This window comes from Cypionkella sp. (assembly GCF_030652235.1).
Lineage (GTDB): Bacteria > Pseudomonadota > Alphaproteobacteria > Rhodobacterales > Rhodobacteraceae > Cypionkella.
Map to the genome: position 1 here is coordinate 335520 of NZ_JAUSBA010000034.1, position 18906 is coordinate 354425.

Consider the following 18906-nt stretch of genomic DNA (forward strand, 5'->3'; position numbering starts at 1 on the left):
AGGACCATATGCCAGATTTTATTGTTTTGGGTATTTTTGTAAAAGACCACATTCTTGCCTTTGCTTCGCTTTTGGTGGGGGACGCTTTTCCGGGGTTGGTGGTTCTGGCAATCAGCTTGGTGGCGCTGATCTGCGGGGCATTGGCCTATGCGACTTTCCAAAGACGCATCAATGCAGTGAACCGCCTTACCGCCAAGCTGGCAAAGCCAGAGGCAGGCGGCTCGTTGCTTCAGGGGCGTGAGGCGATCTCGGCGTGGTTTATGGGGCAACCCAAAGGCACCGCAGCCGAGTCGTTGTCGGATGCGTGGGACGAGTTCAACGAAACCCTGTTCATTGATGAGACCCAAGGCGAACCTGTGCTGCGCAATGCAGTGCGTCCGGCTGCGTTTTTCAATCTGGACGATCTGCATTTTGGCGCCGGTATTTATCGCGTGTTGCCCGGTGTGTTCGTGTCGGTTGGCCTTGCGCTAACCTTTCTTGGCCTAATTGCCGCACTGACCGAGATGTCGCAAGGCGACCGCATCGACGATGAGACGATGAAGCGGTTGCTGGGCATCGCCTCGGCCAAGTTCATCATGTCGCTGACGGGGCTGGTCTGCTCGATTGTGCTGACCATCTTGTTGCGTAAACGCACCGGGGCTTTGGATCACACTTTGCACAAGCTGTGCCGGGTGTTGGAAAAGCAGCTGACCTTTGCCAGCCTTGAAGAAATTGGCATGCGCCAGTTGGCTGCAATGGTGGAAGACCGCGAGCATCATCGCCAGCTGACGCTTCAGATGATTGCCGAAATCGGTGGACCGTTGAAAAACGAGCTGCCATTGGCAATTTCAACCTCAATCAGCAACGCGATGCAGCCGTTGCTGGATAAGGTCAGCCAGCAGGGCTCGGACAGCATGTCAACGATGGCGGCGGATATTTCGCAGCAACTGTCCTCGGGTGTCGGCAATGCATTGACGGCGGCGAGTGAGCGTTTGGCCACGGCAGGTGACAAAATCGGGCAATTGGCTGACCGGATGGATCAATCCTCGGGGCGGATGGGCACCGAGATGGAAACGGCAGTCGCGCGGGTGGCGCAAGCGGTGGATGATCTGCGCGGCGCAATGGCTAACACGGCGCAGAGCACTTCGGGGGCGTTTACCCAAGGGGCCGAGCAGTTGTTGGCGGTGATGAACCAGACACTAGAGGGCATCCGCGACAATACCTCTGAAGGCGCGCGGGCGATCTCGTCTGCGGCTACTGATATGCGCGAAGCCGCAGGTGCGATGCGCAGCGACATGGAAAGTGCTGCGCAATCGGGCGCAGAAGCGGCGCGGGCGAGGATGCAGGTGGCGGGGGATGAGGCCGGGGCCGCCATCGGCGCTGCGGGCCAGTCGATGATGGCGGCTTTTGGCAAGGCGGGCGGCGATATTGCAAGGCTGACCGAGGAGTTGTCAGCCAAAGCCGGGGCGGATCTGGTGCAGCCGATCGGGGCAATCGCCGATCAACTGGAAGATATGGTGATGGCGCTGGCCGACAGTGCGACCGAGATGCGCCGCCTTGTGGATGGTGTGCGCGATGGTGCCAAAGCCGGGGCCGAGGCTGCGGGCAGTTTCCTCGGCGCTTCGCAAGATCTGGTTGCCGCGGCGGGCCCGGTGCGGGCAACGTCGGAACGTATCGAGGGGGCTTTGCGCCAAATGGCCGATGGCACAAGGGATGCCGTCGCGACAGTCACCCAAAGCGCGCGGGCGACGGCGGAAAGTGCAGCCCAGACACTGACCACAGCACGCGAGACACTGGCAGCCGAGCGGCGTGGAATTGATGCCTCCTTGGCCGCGGTCACTGACATGCTGGGGCGGATGCGCGGGCAGGGTGATCGGATGGACACCATTGATCAAAAGCTGGGAACGGCCTTTGATCTTTACACCACGCAAACCGAACAGGCGATGCAATCGGTGCGCAGCCATGTAGACGAGATGTCCAAGGGGCTGAACGCCGCCTTGGCGACATTGCAGACCATTCTTGACGGGCTGCAAGAATTTCAACCTCAACAGGTGCGCCGATAATGCGCGGCGGGGTTATCCGGCGCAGACATGACGAAGACGAGGAAGAATCCGCCTTCGTGTCGATGACCGATATGACGGTGGGCTTTCTGTTCATCGTTATTCTGCTGTTGGCGTTCTTTGCCAGCCAGTATGATCCTTCGACCACCGTGCCGCTTCCCGTGCATAAATCCGTTTTGGCCGAGCGTGATGCTTTGTTAGAACAGCTGAAAGCGCTTGAGGAAAAGCTGAAGTTGCAGCAGACGATCAACGTGGCGCTGCGGCAAGAGCTGGATCACACCCGCCTGATCGTCGCCGAATTACGGCAGAAGATCGCGCAGCTAGAGGCCGAAATTGCCCAGTTGAAAGCGCCGGATCCGCTGGAAACCTATATCAACCGAAGTCTTGCCGAGCGCAAAAGAATATTGGAGACGCTACGCGACAGCATCATGCTCGACTTTCCTGAATTGGATGTGATCCTCAGCGAGGAGTCCGATGCACTGCGCTTTCAGGGCGATGGGCTGTTTCGATCAGGCTCGGCTGTGTTGCGGCCGGATCGGGTAGTCTTCGTGCGGGCGGTGGCGTCGCGGCTAGAGGAATTGTTGCCCTGCTACACGCTCGGGCCTGGCTCGCGTTGGTCTGATGGCTGCAATCCCGGCCACGCGTTGATCGAAGCGGTGCAAATTGAGGGGCACACCGATGCTGATGGGCAGGACTTTTCAAACCTGGTTCTGTCCACCGCGCGCGCCAATGACACCTTCCACATGATGACGGAACAAGAGCCGGGGCTGGTGCAGCACTTGAACTTCCGCAATCAGCCGGTGTTGTCAGTGGCGGGCTATGGCCGGATGCGGCCGATCAAAGCCAATGACACTGTTCAGGACAAGGCCGCCAACCGCCGGATTGACCTGCGCATCATCATGTATGTGCCAAGCAGGTCGGAAGAAATTGAAACCGTCCGCGCGGCCCTCAACGCCACAGTTGCTCCATGAGCGATGTGCCGCTATCAGAGCGTCTCAGCTCGCCGCGCCCGCTTTCGACACCAACAACGCCATCTTTCGCGCTGATCCAGCGATCCATCCAACGCATCATCGAGCGATATGACGCCCCCTCCACGCCGCCAGAGCATGAGGCCGAAAAACTGCTGGCGGAAATGTTACGACGCATTCTGGTCGATGACTGGCACAAGGTGCCACTCAGCTTTGCGACCCGCGTTGCTGGCATCGCGTTCGCGGCTAAGTATCGCGATAAACCCGATCTGGCCCAAGTGCGGCAGTTTCTGCTGGCAGAGGTTGCAGCTTCGACCAAGGCCGGGTTCCTGAACCCGATGGTGCGCGTCTACATGGAAAGCTACGCGCCGGGCGCTGAACATACCCGTGCGCTCGCCCGGGCTTTGGCGGGGGTGGGCAGCCGGATTGGCCCCCGTTGGCAGTTGCTGCTGGAAAATATCCCTGATCTGTTTGACGCCGAAACCGCACCGCGCAGCATCGCGGCACGGATGGAGGCGATGGACGATCCTTGGCACGGGCTGCGCGCGATTGGCTTGCGCCAACCCCACGCGCCGGGCTTGATGGATGCCGCACATCTGGCCTACCTTGCCCGCATCGCGCCTCGGCTGGACCAGCGCGCAGAGATCGATTGCTTGCTGGGCTGGCTGAAACCTGATGCGCAGACGGTGCGAAACGTCGGGGCAGGGGCCGCGATCACCGCGCTATTGCGGCCATGGATGCAGCGCCAGCCGCCCAAAGAAATTATGACGTTGTTGATTGATCGTCTGACCGAGAATTACGGCCATCCACGCGTTAGTCGTCATGCCGCGTGGAACGAGGTCGATCCGGCGATGGAGGCGGTTTTTCTACGCTGGCTGATGGGCGCGGATATCCGCTTTCTGTTCCGCATCCTCACGGAAGTTGAGCGCAACCACATGTGGGCGGATCGGGAAGATTTCTGGTGGACGCTGCACGAACAGGGCCGGATTGACGAAGTTTGGATTGCATTTAACGAGGCTGGCCATCGCACAGCTATTGCGAAGCTGCCCCCGGATGCCCGTCAAGGTTCGCGACGCTTTGGGCGGCAGGTTGGCGACAAGGATAAATCAGTGTTGATCATGCGGATTGGAGATAAAATCGTGATTGAAGGCACTTTCAACTTCATGGTTCATGCTTTCGATGGGCGCAAGTCAAGTGCGCCGAAGCTCTACCAGCCGCGCTATGATGTTACCGAAATCCGTGACCGCGCTACCTTTCTTTGGAAACAAGTTCATGTGCGCGGGTGGCAGGATAAAGTATTGAGGAACCTCTGAGCATGTTCGAATTCACCTATTCCCCGGATGCCGTGAGTTTGCGCCTGCTTCCCGTCCGTAGCGGGCTTTTGGGGCGGCTGATGTCCGGCAAAACCCCTGATCTTGACCGCCTGACGCCCGCAGACCGCCGCTTGGCCTTCGCTTTGGCAGATCTTCGCACATTGGCCGACAGTTTGGCCGAACCGCTTGAGATTGCAGGCGACCGTATCACCCTGTCGCACCGCCTTGCCGCCAGTCTAGATGCAGAGGCCGCCGCTGCGCTCGGGCTGCCACTGCTGACCGACTTGACCCTGCGCACCGATGCCGAAGGCGTTCTGGGTAGCGCGGGGTTCCGTCTGCGCCATCAATGGCTGCGTGCGGGCCAGCAGCGGATGCCGCGCCGCGCGGGGGCGATTTTGGAAACCGATCGCGGCCCGCAGCGTCTGCCGTTGTGGATGCTGGACGCGGTTGTTGTCGCCGAAGGCTTCACCGCCTCGACCGATGACGCCGCCCATTGGGAGGCGTTGGCGCGGTTTCGCAAAGCTTTGGAACCCGGTGTGACTATGGCGGGCGATACCGGAGCCGCCCGTGGCTCGATGACCGATTTTCTGCAGGGCCTGGAGGTGTCCCTTACCGACCGTCTGTCGATCTCGCCCGATGCGACTGGCGATGATTTTGAGGTAGTGCCATTCTCATCTGATCGTCTGGGCGACAATCTGCAACCCGCCGAGGCGATGGCTGAATTGTCAGGCGCAGACTTACAACAGTTTCAGCGCCGGGTCCGCGAACGTGGCGCGCTGAATGCGTTTCGATTGGGGCCGGGCCGCTTTCTTGTGGTGGATCGCAGTGCTGCCCCAGCGTTGCAGGTTATGGCCGAGATGCAGCGCGCAACGCCCGAAGAGCGCCATGCCTTCATCCGCAATCCCCGCGCTCGGATCACAGATGCAGTTGAGGCACGATTGCGCGGGCAGGGTGGATTTGATGATCTGACGCCTGCCGCCCAGGAAGAAGCTGTCGAGGCCGCCGCTGGAACGGTGTTTGTGGAAACCGAGGAATACACTCAGTTTTCCGACCGGGTGATGGGGGTTGAGGTCTATCGCGGCAATCCACTCAAGGATTTTGACCCCAGCGGCACCACTTGGCTGCCCGAAACCTTTGCTGCGGCCTTGCTAGAGCGGCTGACGGAACTGCCAACGCCCGATCTGCAGGCCCTGCGCGACCATGTGCAGGTGGTGGCGGATGCTGCAGAGGCGACCCGCAGCGATAATGGTGCAGAGACTGCCCTGCCAGAAGTTGACTTTGAGGGTATGCCGCTGCCCGCCACGCCGCTGACCCTGCAGCTTTTGGATGCACGACTGGCAGAGCGTCAGGCCGCAGAAGCCCCGCCCGAAGACGATGTCGTTGACGAACCGGGTGGCCCGGTGGTTCTGAAAACCGCCGAGAACTTTGACGATGTGACGTGGCATGCAAAGCTGAAACCGCGTCACTCTGATATGGCCGTGGCCGTGCCATCGAGCATCCGCACCAGATTGAAGGATCATCAGGTCGAAAGCTTGGGCTGGCAGATCGAGGCATGGAAGGCGGGCCTGCCCGGCGTGTTGAACGCGGATGAACCGGGTTTGGGCAAGACCTTGCAAACCATCAGCTTTCTTGTCTGGTTGAATGAACATATGAAGCGCAGCCCCAAACGTGGGCCTGTGCTGGTGGTCGCCCCGACCTCGCTCTTGGAAAACTGGGAGCAAGAGGTGACCCGCCATGTCACAGCGCCAGGACTGGGCCATCTGATCCGGCTTTATGGCTCAGCCACCGCAGGGCGCAAATTGGCCGGTGCGCGCGGTCGTGATACCGAAAGCGGTGAGGCGCGCTTGGATTTCTCAGACATCACCCGCGCGATTGACCAAGGTGCTGGCCATCTGACATGGGTGCTGACCACCTATACCACGCTTAGCAACTACCAACACTCACTGGCCCGCATCCCCTTCGCGGTGGCGGTGTTTGATGAGATTCAAAACATCAAAAACCCTGGCACATTGGCCGCCAATGCCGGCCGCGCGATGAACGCCGATTTCCGCATCGGCCTCACCGGAACCCCCATCGAGAACAGCACAACGGATCTCTGGGCGATCATGGATCAGATCGCCCCCGGCGCGCTGGGATCGCTGCGCGATTTCCGCAAAAGCTATGCTGTGCCGGATGAGACCAATATGGCCGAACTTTACGCCCGCACTTTCCGCCCGAATGGCAGCGCCCCCCCGCTGGCATTGCGCAGGCTGAAGGAGACCGTCGCCCGCGATCTGCCCGCCAAATCGCGTTTGCTGCATCCGCGTGCCATGCCCAAGCTGCAAGCCGAGCGCTATGAAGAGGCGCGGGTGAAGCTTTCCAGCGGTGGCATGGGGGCGGCGTTGAAGATGCTGCACCACATCCGCAGCGTCTCGGTGCATCCGGCGCTGGCCGATCAGTTAGAGCCGACCGCGTTCATCGCAGCCTCTGGGCGTCTGTCCGCCACATTCGACATCCTGCGCCGGATCCAAAGCCGCGGTGAGCGGGCGCTGGTCTTTATCGAAAGCCTGCAGATGCAGTATCGGTTTATCGAACTGGCCAAAGCCGAGTTTGGTTTGGCGAAGATTGATCTGATCAATGGGGGCACACCGATCACCAAACGTCAGGCCATCGTGAACCGCTTCCAGCGCCATCTCGATCAGGATGGCGGCTTTGATTTGCTGGTGCTGGGGCCGAAAGCCGCGGGCACAGGATTGACGCTGACGGCGGCAACGCATGTGATCCACCTCTCGCGGTGGTGGAACCCGGCGGTGGAGGAGCAATGCAACGACCGCGTTCACCGCATTGGTCAAACTCGTCCCGTCACTGTTCATGTGCCGCTGGCCATTCATTCGGGCTATCGCGCGCAGTCGTTTGACTTGCTCCTGCAAAGCCTTATGCAGCGCAAACGGCGTCTTGCCAGCGCAGCACTTTGGCCGATGGGCGACGACGATGGCGATGTATCGCAGCTTCGTGATATTCTTCAAAAAGCCGCGGCTGCCCCGATCGGAGATGTTATTGGTGCATCTATGGATGAGTTGTTTCAACGCGACGGACTCAAAAGCGTAGGCCCGGACAGCGAAGGAGCTTGGAATTGCGACTGAGTTGGGCACCGTCCATGCTATGGAGTTTGAAGCCGCTATCCATTTTCCCGCATTGAAGTTCCAATTTTGATACATTTGCCAAGCATACCATCAATCAGATAGAAATGTTTCGATTTTGAGACCTCATGTTGCGTAAGACATTTTTAATGGCTATATGTTCTAAAATCGAAACATGGCATCCTAAGATGAAGATCACACTCAACGCTGAAGCCTTTGGGGCCCAGATTAAAGCACGCCGCCAAACGCTGAACATGACCCAGGACGACCTCGCGGCCGTTTTAGGGACGATCCGGCAGCGCGTGGCCGAGCTCGAAAATGGCAAGGCCAGCGCCAAGCTTGCGCTGGCTCTACGAGCCTGCATGGAGCTTGGGTTGGTTGTCGAGGTTCGTGAGGCATGAGCCAAAGTCTTGATGTCTATATTGAATCTGAGCCTAAGCCCGCCGGCACCCTCAGCGGTGACGACTTTGGCACACTCAGTTTTTGCTATGACACCGATGCCAAAGTGCCAATCTCGATCAGCATGCCGCTGCGAGAAGAGCCATATGGCGATGTGGCGGCACGGGTGTTCTTCGACAATCTGTTGCAAGAGAACGATCAGCTTGACGGCGTGATGCAACGACATGCCATTGCGAGAAGTGATGTCGCCGGGCTGTTGTATCATCTCGGCAGGGACTGTGCGGGTGCGATCTCCTGCGTGCCGAGGGGATCGGGGCCGGGCAAGATCCCCGGCGATTTGACCCGTGATTACGATGTGCTGAGCAACGACGATATGATTGCACTCATGCAAGCGCTGGCTGCGCGCAGGCCGCTGCCCATGGGCCTGCCAGACCCGTCCCCAGTCGCCGGAGTGCAGAGCAAGATCGCGCTGACACGCCTGCCTGATGGCCGCTTCGGCCTGCCAAAGCCCGAGAGCCTCGCACCCACCACCCACTTGCTCAAGGTGCCGCGTCCGAGCGAGGACGAGCTGGTTGATCACGAACATGCATTGATGGCGCTTGCGGGGCGGGTGCTGCGGTCACCGGTCGCCCAGACGGAGATCTTCGAGTTGGGCGGTCAGCGCGGCCTGCTCGTAGAGCGCTTTGACCGGGTTGTGCAGGGCACGGAAGTGCGCCGCTTACATCAAGAAGACTTCTGCCAGGCGCTCGGCCTGCCTTCGTCGCTCAAGTATGAGCGCAACTCCAACGACCCCACACGCAGCTTCTCAGCTGGGCGGGTGGGCGCATTGATGCCGCTGCTGGGCGTGCCTGCACTGGACCGCAATGCTTTCCGGGCGATGACACTGCTGAATCTCGCCTTGGGCAACACCGACAACCACGCTAAAAACCATGCCCTACTCTACCGCAACGGCACCCCGCGCCTCGCGCCACTCTACGACGTGGTGCCGGTTCTGGTTGATCCGAGGGTCACCCACGACTTTGCTTTCTCTCTGGGCCGGGCTGGCAACATTGATGCCTTGACCCTCGGCGACATGCACTTGTTCGACGAAGCCATCGGCATCCCCGGCCGCGGCAGCCGTGCTTTTGAGCGGCGGTCGCATGACTTTGCACAGGAGATACTCAGTGCGGTCGCCGCCGAGATCGACAGCCTGCAAGGCCCACGCCTGAAGATACTCGGTGATATGGTTGCTCATCAGTTGGCCATTCTGAACGAAGTCTACAACCTCGATCTGGACATCCCGTTGAGAGATGCCTTCCTCATTCGAGGTGGTGGGTTTGACAGTAGTTCATGAATTCTGGCATGACAGTAACAGAACCCAACCTCTCGAAAGTGCTATACATTTTGTTATACAAATTGCCCTACAGGAAAAAATCAAAACATTGATAAATAAACATAAATTATAAGAGTTGAAGATATGTGTCGGACTATCGATCCGCCACTTGCACATAGCGAAACCATTGCCGGGCAACGGGGCATCGGCGGCACCACACCCGCCCAGAAACTGAGAATGGCCGCGTGAATTCTACGGATGCACCCCGTTAAAAAGGGGGGGATTACCCCCATGCCCGGCCGATGGCCCGCAAAATATGCGGGTCCTGCGTCTGATCCTCGCTTGGGCGGTAGTCAGCGGGCGGCATGATCTTCGGCCGCCCGTTCTTCCTGCGAACCTTCAGCGGGATCAGCACCCTTATCGTATCATTGCCTTGGGTCATTCGGCGGCCTGCATCCTGCGCGGTGCGACCATTTCACGGATTACGCCCGCGATGCCTTCACGCCGGATATCGACTTCGAGCCCGGCAGCGGTGACAGTGACGCGGCGGACAAGAAGCTGGATGATCCGTGCCTGCTCGGCCGGGAAGAACTGGCCCCACAGCGCGTCAAACTCATGCAGCGCCACGATGGCATCGGTTTCTGACGTCGCGCCTTGTTCGCGTTTCAGGGCGGCGAGAACCTGCGTGACGACCTCGGGCGTTTGCAGAATGCGGCGGGCCTCGGTGACGACCGCGTCCTCGACCATTCCGGCGGCGAGCCGCATCGGGGCGGTTTCTTCGCCGGTCTCGCGGTTCCGGATCACGTCCATGGAAACGTAATACCGGTAGAGCTTGGCCCCTTTCTTCGTGCTGGTCGGTGTCATGGCCGCGCCGGTTTCGCTGAAGATCAGACCTTTCAACAGCGCGGGCGTCTGCGCACGGCTATTGTTGGCACGCTTTCGTGGGCTTTCCTGCAGGATGGCATGCATGCACAGGCGCATAGGCCTTGAACGCCTTGTGCTTGGGGCTTTCGCCTGCAGATCGCGCAGATTGCCAACCCCATGCCGGCGCAAACACCGGTCAAGCCCGGAGCGAGCGGCCTCCGGGTTGAGAATCTCCCGCACCACGGCCAGCAGGTCATCGAGCGACATCCGACGAATCCTGCGCCAGGCGAGCAATCCCAATGCCCTCCATTGATCAGCTTCCAGATTAGATGTCGTTGTTTTGACACATAAACATCGCAAAGCCGTTACCCGCTTTGCCTTAGTTTCCGCTCAAATATCTCGAAAGGAACCATGATGAAAAAATCCCTCTCCGTCATCGCAGCCCTTGCGCTGACTACCAATGCAGCCTTTGCCGCGCCGGTCCAGATCACCTGGTGGCATGGCATGGGGGGGGCGAATGAGCAGGTGATCAATCAGGTCGCCGAAAAGTTCAATGCGGCGCAAGCCAATTGTGCGATCACTCCGGTTTCCAAGGGCACCTATGAAGAAGCCCTCGCCTCGGGCATCGCGGCGTTCCGTTCCGGCGAGCAGCCCAATATCCTGCAAGTGTTTGACGCCGGTGCCGCCACCATCATCAGCGCCAAGGGGGCGACCATCCCCGCCGAAGACCTGCTGAGCCAGAACGGCCACAAGCTGGACCGTGACGCGTTCATCGACGGCATCCGCAATTTCTACGCCGATGCGGATGGCAAATTCATCGGCATGCCGTTCAACTCGTCGGCGCCGATCATGTACATCAACACCGATGCCTTCACCAAGGCCGGTGTAGCGCCGCCGAAAACCTGGGAAGAGTTCGAGGCGGTGGCGCCCAAGCTGAAAGAAGCGGGCTACGTGCCTTTGGTGGCCAGCCAACTGACCTGGATGTTGTTTGAGAACTTCTTCTCGCGCAATAACATCCAGATGGCTTCGAACAACAACGGCTATGACAGCATCGAAGGCACAACGCTGAACGCAACAGCACCCGAGATGATCGCGTTCTGGAACAAGCTGAAGGAATGGCACACCGCTGGTCTGTTCGGCTTCTATGGCGCGGGCTGGGCTGACAACCAGAAGCCTTTCGAAGAAGGCAAGGTTGCGCTGTGGATCGGCTCTTCGGGTTCTTTCGGTGGGTTGTCGAAGACCGCGACCATGCCGTTCTCGGCGGATTTCATCCCCTACGTTGCAGCCATCGGCGAAGGCAACAAATCGTCCTTCATCGGCGGCGCTGCTTTGTTCGCGATGTCAGGAAAGCCCGAAGCCGAAAACAAATGCTCAGCTGATTTCTTCAATTTCCTGACCACGACCGAGATTCAGACCTTCTACCATCAGGCCACCGGCTACGTTGCCATCACCAAGGCGGCGTATGAGGCGTCGAAGGCTGAAGGCTGGTATGACAAACACCCGGTTGCCGAAGTCGGCATCAAGCAACTGCTGCTGCCGACGGGCGAATGGTCGAAAGGCTACCGTCTGGGCTTCTACCCGCAGATTCGCGCTGTCGAAGAGCGTGAATTCAACAAAATTTTCTCGGGTGAAACCACCGTCGAAGACGCGTTCAAGGCCATCGAAACCGAAGGCAATGATCTTCTGGCGAAATTCGCCAAGACCGCAGGCTGATATTTAAGCGTGATATGCCGGGCCTGCCGCTGTGCAGGCCCGGCTTTCGTTTTGCCCCCTCTGATCCTGTGACGTGAAATACCCAATGACCAACGCAGCCCAAACCTCCCCCGGACCGATCCGCCGATGGATCGCCCGCGCCACAGTCCGGCCTGAGCCCGCTAAGCGCGTTCAGTTCGACCGCCCCTTGCTGCCGTGGCTGTTTCTGGCACCGCAACTGGCGGTGATCTTTGTGTTCTTCTACTGGCCCTCGGCACAGGCAATTTCGTCGTCGTTCTACATCGAAGACCCCTTCGGCTTTGGTGCGACCTTTGTGGGTTTTGACAATTACACCGACGCCTTGGGCTCGGCTGAATACCGCCATATCGCGAGTTTTACGGCCATTTTCACGGTTCTGGTCACAGCGTTCTCGCTGGGTCTTGGCTTGCTGCTGGCGGTCAAGGCCGATCAGGTGATCCGCGCGCGCTCGACCTACCGCACGGCGATGATTTCGGTTTACGCCATAGCGCCCCCGGTGGCGGGGCTGATCGGGATGATGCTGTTTGATCAGCACATCGGCCCCTTCGTCAAACTCGCCGCGTGGTTTGGCTGGGAGATGAAGGTCGGGCTGAACTACTTCGATACGGCGTTCGCAATGATCCTCGTGTCGGTCTGGAAGCAGGTGCCGTATAACTTCATCTTCATCCTGTCCGGCCTGCAAGGCATCCCACAAAGCGTGCGTGAGGCGGCGCTGATTGATTGCAAGAACGGCGCGCGCCGATTCTTCACCGCGATCCTACCGCTGCTGGCCCCGACTGCGTTTTTCCTGTTGATCATCAACATCACTTACGCGCTGTTCGACACTTTCGCGGTGATCGACGTGATGGTGAAAGACAAAGCCGCCAACAACCCGATCACTCTTGTCTACAAGGTCTATGTTGATGGCTTCCGTGGCAACGACATCGGCGGATCTTCCGCCCAATCGGTGATCCTGATGCTGGTGGTGCTGGTGCTGACCTTGGTGCAATTCCGCTGGCTGGAACGCCGCGTCCATTACGGATAAGATGATGAACCGGATACGCCCCCTAGACCATTTGATCCTGATCCTCGGTACGCTGTTCATGGTGATGCCCGTGGTGGTTGCGATCATGACTTCGACCCATACGGCCGTCGAAATCCACACAGGCGGGCTGCAAATTTTGCCCGGCAACGATGGCTATGACACCTATCAAACTGTGCTGACCCGCCAAGGCGGCTTTACCGGGCAAGTCACCGGCGCGCGGATGGTGATGAACTCGCTGATCCTCGGGCTTGGCTTTGCGATTGGCAAAATCGTGCTGTCGATGGCCGCCGCCTATGCGCTGGTCTACTTCCGCTTTCGCTTTGCCACTCTGATGTTCTGGGTGATCTTCACCACCCTGTTGCTGCCTTTGGAAGTGCGGATCATGCCGTCCTATCAGGTGATGTCGCAGCTTGGCCTGCTCAACAGCTACACGGGATTGATCTTACCACTGCTGGCCTCGGCCACGGGCACGTTCTATTTCCGGCAGTTCTTCAAATCCATCCCGGATGAGCTTTTGGAGGCTGCGCGCATCGACGGCGCGGGGCCGGTCAAGTTCTTCATCGACGTGATCTTGCCGCTGTCGAAAACCATGATGGCCGCGATCTTCATCATCATGTTTGTCTATGGCTGGAACCAATATCTTTGGCCGATGCTGATGACCACGGATGAGCGGTTCTTCACTCTGATGCGCGGCATCAAGCAGATCCTGCAAGTCTGGGTCGGCAGCCAGATCCCCGATTACAATGAAGCCTTTGCCCTTGCGGTGCTGGCGCTGCTGCCACCGGTTCTGGTGGTGGTGGTGTTCCAGCGCTGGTTCATCAAGGGCCTGACGGAAAGCGATAAATAATGGCCGCGATCACCATCACCAATGTCTCCAAGACCTATCCTGGAGCTGCTGCGCCCTCGATAAGCGACATCAATCTGACCATTCAGGACGGCGAGTTCATCGTGCTGGTCGGCCCGTCTGGCTGCGGCAAATCCACCCTGCTGCGGATGGTGGCGGGGTTGGAGGAGATCACGGTGGGCGAAGTCAAGATCGGGGATCGGGTGGTCAACAATGTCGATCCCGCCGACCGCGACATCGCCATGGTGTTCCAGAACTACGCGCTTTATCCGCATATGTCGGTGCGCGAAAACATGGCTTACGGCTTGAAGAACCGCAAAACCCCGAAAGCCGAGATTGAGGCGCGCGTCGCAGAAGCCGCCCGCATGCTGGAACTTGGCCCCTATCTTGACCGCAAACCCCGCGCTTTGTCGGGTGGCCAGCGTCAGCGCGTGGCGATGGGCCGCGCCGTTGTGCGGCAGCCTGCGGCATTCCTGTTCGACGAGCCGTTGTCAAACCTTGACGCCAAGCTGCGGGTGTCGATGCGCGGCGAAATCCGCCGACTGCAAAAGAGGCTTGCCACCACATCGCTGTATGTGACGCATGACCAGCTGGAAGCGATGACCTTGGCTGATCGGCTGGTGGTGCTGAACGCTGGCCGGATCGAACAAGTCGGCGCGCCTTTAGAAATCTACCACCGCCCCGCCACCACGTTTGTCGCCAGCTTCATCGGCGCGCCTGCGATGAACCTGCTGGACGCCGAGGTTGACGGCAGTCGTTTGCGTATCGGTTCCCATGTGATTGACGCTCGCCGCAACATGGCCGGACAGGGCGCGATCACCTTGGGCATCCGCGCGGAAGATTTGCACCCTTCGGCCACTGGCCTGCCGTTCAAGGTGGATTTTGTCGAGGAACTCGGGGCGCAGCGTCTGGTGCATGGTCTGATCGACGGCCAAGCGCTGGTGCTGATACTAGACCCACACCTGCCGCTGCAAGATGAATTGCGGCTCTCGGTCAACTCTGACAAGCTTCATCTGTTTGACATCCTCAGCGGCAGACGCTTGGAACACCCACAGACCGCCGCAAACGGCATCCCGGTGCCTGCATGATCTTTGCGACAACCAATCAACTGGCCGCCCTGTCTCAAACCGAACGGGACGCCATCGCAGCCCTGCCGCGCGATGTGGCCGCGCACGATGCTCATTTGGCCGCGCTGCCCTGCATGGCCATGGTTGAGATTGGCGGCACCGCCCCCACCGCGCCGCTGGCTTTCCCCTTCACCGTCGCCGCATGGAATCTGGAGCGTTGCCTGTTCCCCGCTGCCAGTGCCGCCAAGATCGCAACCACGAGCGCGCAGGTGGTGCTGCTGTCGGAAATGGACAACGGTATGGCCCGCACAGCCCAAACTCATACAACCGCCGCAGTGGCCGCCCCGCTTGCCATGTCTTATGCCTACGGTGTCGAATTCATCGAACTTGGCCTCGGCTCGGAAACCGAACTTGAATTCTGCACCGACACCCACAACGACGCGGGCTTTCACGGCAACGCCATTCTGGCCGCGACACCGCTGAGCCGCCCGTTCCTGCTGCGGCTGCCCGGCCGGCGGTTTTGGTTTCTGTCGGGCGGTGATCAGCCCCGCTTGGGCGAGCGGATGGCGATTGGCGCGCTGATTCAGACTGAAGCAGGGCCGATTGTGATGGTATCCACGCATCTGGAAAGCAATGCCGATGCTAGCCAGCGCGCGGCGCAGATGCGTTTGCTGATCGACGCGCTGGACGCCAACTTCTCCGACCTGCCACTGTTGATCGGTGGTGATCTGAACACCGGCAACCACATCGGCGGCGACTGGCGCGATGAAACATTGTTCGATCATGCCCGTGGTCGCGGCTTCACCATCCACGGTGGCGCGGACAGCGTCATGACGACGCGCCCAAGCCTGATCACACGCTGGCCCGACCGCGCGATGAAGCTGGATTGGTTCCTGACGCGGGGCCTGCAAATCGCACAATGCCAGATCATCGCTTCGACAGATGAGGCTGGCAGGCCGCTGTCGGACCATGACATGATCGTGCTGCAAGTCGTCGGTTTGAATCGATGAGATAGTGGTCAAACTTGGTCGAGCATGCACCAGTTTTGAGGCTGGGCTAAGACAGAAGTTGTCAGAGATTATTGGGGAATTGACCGGCTTTCGACGCGCTGCGCTGCCTATGCTGGTTCGTGAGAAACTGCGGGAAAGTTTTGTGGGCCGCTGTCGAAGTCGAATATTGGCTTCTTACATGAGTTGCGAACTTAGACACATGCGTCAATGTATCCCAGCCGCGGCCAAAATGAGTGACCTGCCCCCCGGTCGTCCCTCGTTCATAACGAGAGTCTGACTTGTTCATAGTTGTCGGTTTCGGGTTGGGCAAGCGCGCCGGGTGCGTTGCCGTCAGATTGCTCAAGCGCCCGGCGCGCTTCTGCTGGAGTTTTGTTCTCAAGGGAGGAATGCGGCCTGACAATGTTGTAGTCATAGCGCCAGAGCGCCAGCTTTTTGGCGGGCGTCCGCAAGGCTGTCGAATATCTCCTCATTCAGGCATTCATCCCTCAGGCTGCCGTTGAAGCTTTCGATCAGGCCATTCTGCTGTGGCTTGCCGGGGTCGATATAGTGCCAGGCAATGCCGGCATCGCCCGCCCATTTGAGGATCGCGGTGCTGGTGAACTCAGCCCCATTATCGCTGACAATGCAGCCGGGTTTGCCGTAAATCCGGATCATCGCAGTCAGTTCCCGCGCCACGCGCGCACCAGAAAGGCTGGTATCGGCAATCAGCCCCAGATTCTCGCGGGTGCAGTCATCGTTGACGGCCAGAATCCGGAACTTGCGGGACGCACCGAAGGTGTCAGAGACAAAGTCCAGCGACCACCGCACGTTTGGGCGGTTCGGTATTGGCATCCGTTGCCCGGCAACGGTTTGCATGCAAACCGTGAGAGGGGGTGCTCGCGTACCACGTGCCCGTTTTCGACCGCGCCGCCGCCGCACCGACAGGCCTTCCTCTCTGTAAAGGCGATACAATTTCTTGTCGTTCATCGTGAACCCCTCCCGCTCAAGCAGGATACCAACACGCCGATAGCCAAACCGACGGCGGGTGCCCGCTATCTCATGCATCTTTTTGCGGATATCCGCATGATCAGGCGGGCGTTCGCGCCGCACGGTCTTGGGATCGACACCAACGAGGTCGCAAACCCGACGCTGCGAGATATGATGGTCCCGCATCGCCCTGATCGCCGCTTCCCGCCGCCGAACTGGTGTCGTCAACGCTTGCCCAGCAGATCCTTCAGTACCACCACATCCAGCATCGTATCCGCCACCAGCCGCTTGAGCTTTGCATTCTCCTCCTCAAGCTGCTTCAGACGCCGGGCATCCGACACGTCCATGCCGCCATACTTGGCCTTCAGTTTGTAAAAACTGGCAGGGCTGCCCGTCGGCGAATGGATGCCGTGCTTGCGGCAGACCTCTGCCACAGTCAGCCCGGCTTCCTGCTCCTTGATCATCCCGATAATCTGCGTCTCGGTAAAACGGCTCTTGCGCATGCGTCTGCTCCTTCAGGTTGGGCACACTCTACATTAAAGTGAGGGCGTTTCCGGGGGGCAGGTCAGTAGTTCGCCTTGAACAATTCATTCAGGCCGCTGTGACGGTCTGATACTGGCGATCTGGGTGGTAGACTGCGTTCAGAATGGCGACGACAATCCAGGCAAACCAAGCCCTGAGGTGGGCGAGGATCTTTCGGATGTTGTGGCCGCAGGCGCAGAGGCTGGCAAAGAGGGCGTCGCCGATGGTGCCTTTCAATGGGCATCGCGATAGGCGGCCGTCTGTTTTCATGTGGCCGATTTCGGCCTCGATGGCGCAGGTCCGCGATCAGTTTGGGGGTCAACCCGCGCCTTGTGCCGCTGATCAGGACGCGGGGGGCTCAACTGCGTGGCCGCGATAGCCGCGGTCGACGACGGCTAGATCGGGGCGCCGGTCTGTCAGGATCTCCACCTGTTCCAGGGCTTGCCTCAGGGTGTGGCCGTCGTAGGGATTGCCGGCAAAGCTACGCATACCGACGACGAACCCCTCGTCCAGCGTCGTGGTGATGCTGACCTTGCAGCCGAACTCATAGCGCACCCGCGCCTTACCCTTGGAGATGCAGTCGACTTCGGGTTCATGCAAGGCGTAGATCTTGTTGGCCCCCTTGGGTGCTTGGTGCAGGAGTTGTGAGACCAGAGCGAGCTTGCCAACAATGCGATCCCGCAGGGCGCCCTCGGGGATGTCTTGCACATGGCGGCGCAGATCGCGCATGACGCGGCCGGTGTCGCCTTTCAGCTTTTTCAATGTCTTGCGCATGTGCCTGAACTGTAAGCGGCGTCTGCGGCCCATTGATTTTTCGCTTGCGGTCAGCGGTTTTGGCGGTGGAACTTGATCTGATGAGCTCGTCAGGGAGTCCAGGATGAGCTCATTGCAGTGCTTTGGCTGGCCTGAGTTGGGCCCACGGCATCAAGGCGTCGCTGTCCTTTTCGAGGTGACCGTTGACCAGCCTAGTGAAGAGATCGCGCAGGTATGTGATGTCAGTGACCCAGAACTGATCAGGGGCATCGACATCGAACTCTCTGTTTAGGGTATTGTCGGCAACAACAGCGGGGCTGCCACCATAAGAGCCCGGCTTCTTTTTGTAACCAATCTGGGCCCTTATACCCGCCAGACGTGCCAGACGCCACGCCCGGTTGGGGCTGATGTCCTCGCCCATGACGCACAGATCATCATGCAGCTTGCGATATCCGTAGACCTCGCCGCTATCGTCCCAAGCCTGCTTCAGCAGCACGGTCTGACGCTGATCTTCCAACGCACGGGGGCTCAATGGCTCCCGCAGCCATGCATAGAAGCCGCTGGGATGAACCAGCAGCATCCGGCACATCGCCCGGACCGCAAAGATCAGCCGGTTCTCGGCTATAAACGCATACCTCACCCGCTGCCCGGCAGCGGATGTTTACATCCGCGAGAGGGGGGATTCCCTGGCGAAGTATGCGGTCGCCTTTTTTAGGATGTCCCGCTCCTCCGTGACCCGCGCCAAATCGCGCTTGAGGCGGCGGATCTCGTCAGCCTGAGCATCGACCTCCTGGATCACCTTCGCAGGTCGCGAAAACTGCTTCTGCCACGTGTAGATCGACTTGGTGCTGACCCCAAGCCTCTCGGCAACCTCGCGCACAGGATAGCCCCGATCCTCGACTTGGGCCACTGCATCGCGCTTGAACTCGTCTGTGAATTTGTTTGCGGACATCTCGTCCTCCTTGCTTCCAAAAT

Annotated in this window: 13 protein-coding genes and 4 pseudogenes; 11 read left to right on the forward strand and 6 right to left on the reverse strand. The window is 59.4% G+C overall.

The genetic code is table 11. The features are described 5' to 3' along the window. Nucleotides 1-8: 8 nt before the first annotated feature. The 6 genes from Q7V03_RS12235 (at nucleotide 9) to Q7V03_RS12260 (ending at nucleotide 9171) form a co-directional block, all read left to right on the forward strand. On the forward strand, nucleotides 9-2042 hold the full coding sequence (locus Q7V03_RS12235) for a hypothetical protein (RefSeq protein WP_304925870.1): 2034 nt from the start codon (nucleotides 9-11) through the stop codon (nucleotides 2040-2042). After that, nucleotides 2042-3010: an OmpA family protein gene (locus Q7V03_RS12240; protein WP_304925871.1), complete on the forward strand. Its 969-nt coding sequence runs from the start codon at nucleotides 2042-2044 to the stop codon at nucleotides 3008-3010. Before Q7V03_RS12235 ends, Q7V03_RS12240 begins: the two co-directional genes overlap by 1 nt. Next, the gene (locus tag Q7V03_RS12245; RefSeq protein ID WP_304925872.1) at nucleotides 3007-4320 is read left to right on the forward strand and encodes an EH signature domain-containing protein; all 1314 of its coding nucleotides are present in this window, start codon (nucleotides 3007-3009) and stop codon (nucleotides 4318-4320) included. The genes Q7V03_RS12240 and Q7V03_RS12245 overlap by 4 nt, the downstream gene beginning before the upstream one ends. Before the next feature lie 2 nt (nucleotides 4321-4322). Continuing rightward, nucleotides 4323-7442: a DEAD/DEAH box helicase gene (locus tag Q7V03_RS12250; protein ID WP_304925873.1), complete on the forward strand. Its 3120-nt coding sequence runs from the start codon at nucleotides 4323-4325 to the stop codon at nucleotides 7440-7442. Between the two features lie 185 nt (nucleotides 7443-7627). Next, the gene (locus Q7V03_RS12255; protein WP_304925874.1) at nucleotides 7628-7840 is read left to right on the forward strand and encodes a helix-turn-helix domain-containing protein; all 213 of its coding nucleotides are present in this window, start codon (nucleotides 7628-7630) and stop codon (nucleotides 7838-7840) included. Further along, nucleotides 7837-9171 (forward strand): HipA domain-containing protein, encoded by a 1335-nt coding sequence (locus Q7V03_RS12260; RefSeq protein ID WP_304925875.1) that lies wholly within the window; start codon nucleotides 7837-7839, stop codon nucleotides 9169-9171. Before Q7V03_RS12255 ends, Q7V03_RS12260 begins: the two co-directional genes overlap by 4 nt. A 262-nt stretch (nucleotides 9172-9433) precedes the next feature. On the opposite strand, the gene Q7V03_RS12265 is transcribed toward Q7V03_RS12260, so the two are convergent. The 3 genes and pseudogenes from Q7V03_RS12265 to Q7V03_RS12270 all read right to left on the reverse strand — a co-directional run. Next, on the reverse strand, nucleotides 9434-9592 hold the full coding sequence (locus Q7V03_RS12265) for a hypothetical protein (RefSeq protein ID WP_304925876.1): 159 nt from the start codon (nucleotides 9590-9592) through the stop codon (nucleotides 9434-9436). Next, nucleotides 9589-10119: a site-specific recombinase gene (locus tag Q7V03_RS23880; RefSeq protein ID WP_370651113.1), complete on the reverse strand. Its 531-nt coding sequence runs from the start codon at nucleotides 10117-10119 to the stop codon at nucleotides 9589-9591. Before Q7V03_RS23880 ends, Q7V03_RS12265 begins: the two co-directional genes overlap by 4 nt. A gap of 4 nt (nucleotides 10120-10123) precedes the next feature. Next, a pseudogene (locus Q7V03_RS12270) lies at nucleotides 10124-10296 on the reverse strand (IS481 family transposase); the annotation flags it as partial. A 129-nt stretch (nucleotides 10297-10425) separates the two neighbouring features. Here Q7V03_RS12270 and Q7V03_RS12275 point away from each other — a divergent pair. From Q7V03_RS12275 to Q7V03_RS12295, 5 genes are all read left to right on the forward strand, one after another. Then, nucleotides 10426-11727: an extracellular solute-binding protein gene (locus Q7V03_RS12275; RefSeq protein WP_304925877.1), complete on the forward strand. Its 1302-nt coding sequence runs from the start codon at nucleotides 10426-10428 to the stop codon at nucleotides 11725-11727. Nucleotides 11728-11812: 85 nt separating this feature from the next. Next, nucleotides 11813-12769 (forward strand): carbohydrate ABC transporter permease, encoded by a 957-nt coding sequence (locus Q7V03_RS12280; protein ID WP_304925878.1) that lies wholly within the window; start codon nucleotides 11813-11815, stop codon nucleotides 12767-12769. A 4-nt stretch (nucleotides 12770-12773) separates the two neighbouring features. Then, nucleotides 12774-13616, forward strand: a complete 843-nt coding sequence (ugpE, locus tag Q7V03_RS12285) for a sn-glycerol-3-phosphate ABC transporter permease UgpE (RefSeq protein ID WP_304925879.1) — start codon at nucleotides 12774-12776, stop codon at nucleotides 13614-13616. Then, nucleotides 13616-14701, forward strand: a complete 1086-nt coding sequence (locus Q7V03_RS12290; RefSeq protein ID WP_304925880.1) for a sn-glycerol-3-phosphate import ATP-binding protein UgpC — start codon at nucleotides 13616-13618, stop codon at nucleotides 14699-14701. The genes ugpE and Q7V03_RS12290 overlap by 1 nt, the downstream gene beginning before the upstream one ends. Continuing rightward, nucleotides 14698-15690 carry an endonuclease/exonuclease/phosphatase family protein gene (locus Q7V03_RS12295; protein WP_304925881.1) on the forward strand — a complete coding sequence of 331 codons (993 nt, stop codon included), beginning with the start codon at nucleotides 14698-14700 and terminating at the stop codon, nucleotides 15688-15690. The genes Q7V03_RS12290 and Q7V03_RS12295 overlap by 4 nt, the downstream gene beginning before the upstream one ends. 260 nt (nucleotides 15691-15950) lie before the next feature. Here Q7V03_RS12295 and Q7V03_RS12300 read toward each other — a convergent pair. From Q7V03_RS12300 to Q7V03_RS12310, 3 pseudogenes are all read right to left on the reverse strand, one after another. Continuing rightward, a pseudogene (locus Q7V03_RS12300) lies at nucleotides 15951-17159 on the reverse strand (IS3 family transposase). An 88-nt stretch (nucleotides 17160-17247) separates the two neighbouring features. Continuing rightward, nucleotides 17248-17964 (reverse strand): annotated as a pseudogene (locus tag Q7V03_RS12305) (transposase); the annotation flags it as partial. A 166-nt stretch (nucleotides 17965-18130) separates the two neighbouring features. Further along, a pseudogene (locus tag Q7V03_RS12310) lies at nucleotides 18131-18883 on the reverse strand (IS3 family transposase); the annotation flags it as partial. Between the last annotated feature and the right edge of the window lie 23 nt (nucleotides 18884-18906).

What these genes read in the sequence shown, in the direction of transcription:
- Q7V03_RS12235 (WP_304925870.1), top strand. Translation starts at nt 9, where the DNA reads ATGCCAGATTTTATTGTTTTGGGTATTTTTGTAAAAGACCACATTCTT.
- Q7V03_RS12240 (WP_304925871.1), top strand. Translation starts at nt 2,042, where the DNA reads ATGCGCGGCGGGGTTATCCGGCGCAGACATGACGAAGACGAGGAAGAA.
- Q7V03_RS12245 (WP_304925872.1), top strand. Translation starts at nt 3,007, where the DNA reads ATGAGCGATGTGCCGCTATCAGAGCGTCTCAGCTCGCCGCGCCCGCTT.
- Q7V03_RS12250 (WP_304925873.1), top strand. Translation starts at nt 4,323, where the DNA reads ATGTTCGAATTCACCTATTCCCCGGATGCCGTGAGTTTGCGCCTGCTT.
- Q7V03_RS12255 (WP_304925874.1), top strand. Translation starts at nt 7,628, where the DNA reads ATGAAGATCACACTCAACGCTGAAGCCTTTGGGGCCCAGATTAAAGCA.
- Q7V03_RS12260 (WP_304925875.1), top strand. Translation starts at nt 7,837, where the DNA reads ATGAGCCAAAGTCTTGATGTCTATATTGAATCTGAGCCTAAGCCCGCC.
- Q7V03_RS12265 (WP_304925876.1), bottom strand. Translation starts at nt 9,592, where the DNA reads ATGACCCAAGGCAATGATACGATAAGGGTGCTGATCCCGCTGAAGGTT.
- Q7V03_RS23880 (WP_370651113.1), bottom strand. Translation starts at nt 10,119, where the DNA reads ATGCATGCCATCCTGCAGGAAAGCCCACGAAAGCGTGCCAACAATAGC.
- Q7V03_RS12275 (WP_304925877.1), top strand. Translation starts at nt 10,426, where the DNA reads ATGATGAAAAAATCCCTCTCCGTCATCGCAGCCCTTGCGCTGACTACC.
- Q7V03_RS12280 (WP_304925878.1), top strand. Translation starts at nt 11,813, where the DNA reads ATGACCAACGCAGCCCAAACCTCCCCCGGACCGATCCGCCGATGGATC.
- ugpE (WP_304925879.1), top strand. Translation starts at nt 12,774, where the DNA reads ATGAACCGGATACGCCCCCTAGACCATTTGATCCTGATCCTCGGTACG.
- Q7V03_RS12290 (WP_304925880.1), top strand. Translation starts at nt 13,616, where the DNA reads ATGGCCGCGATCACCATCACCAATGTCTCCAAGACCTATCCTGGAGCT.
- Q7V03_RS12295 (WP_304925881.1), top strand. Translation starts at nt 14,698, where the DNA reads ATGATCTTTGCGACAACCAATCAACTGGCCGCCCTGTCTCAAACCGAA.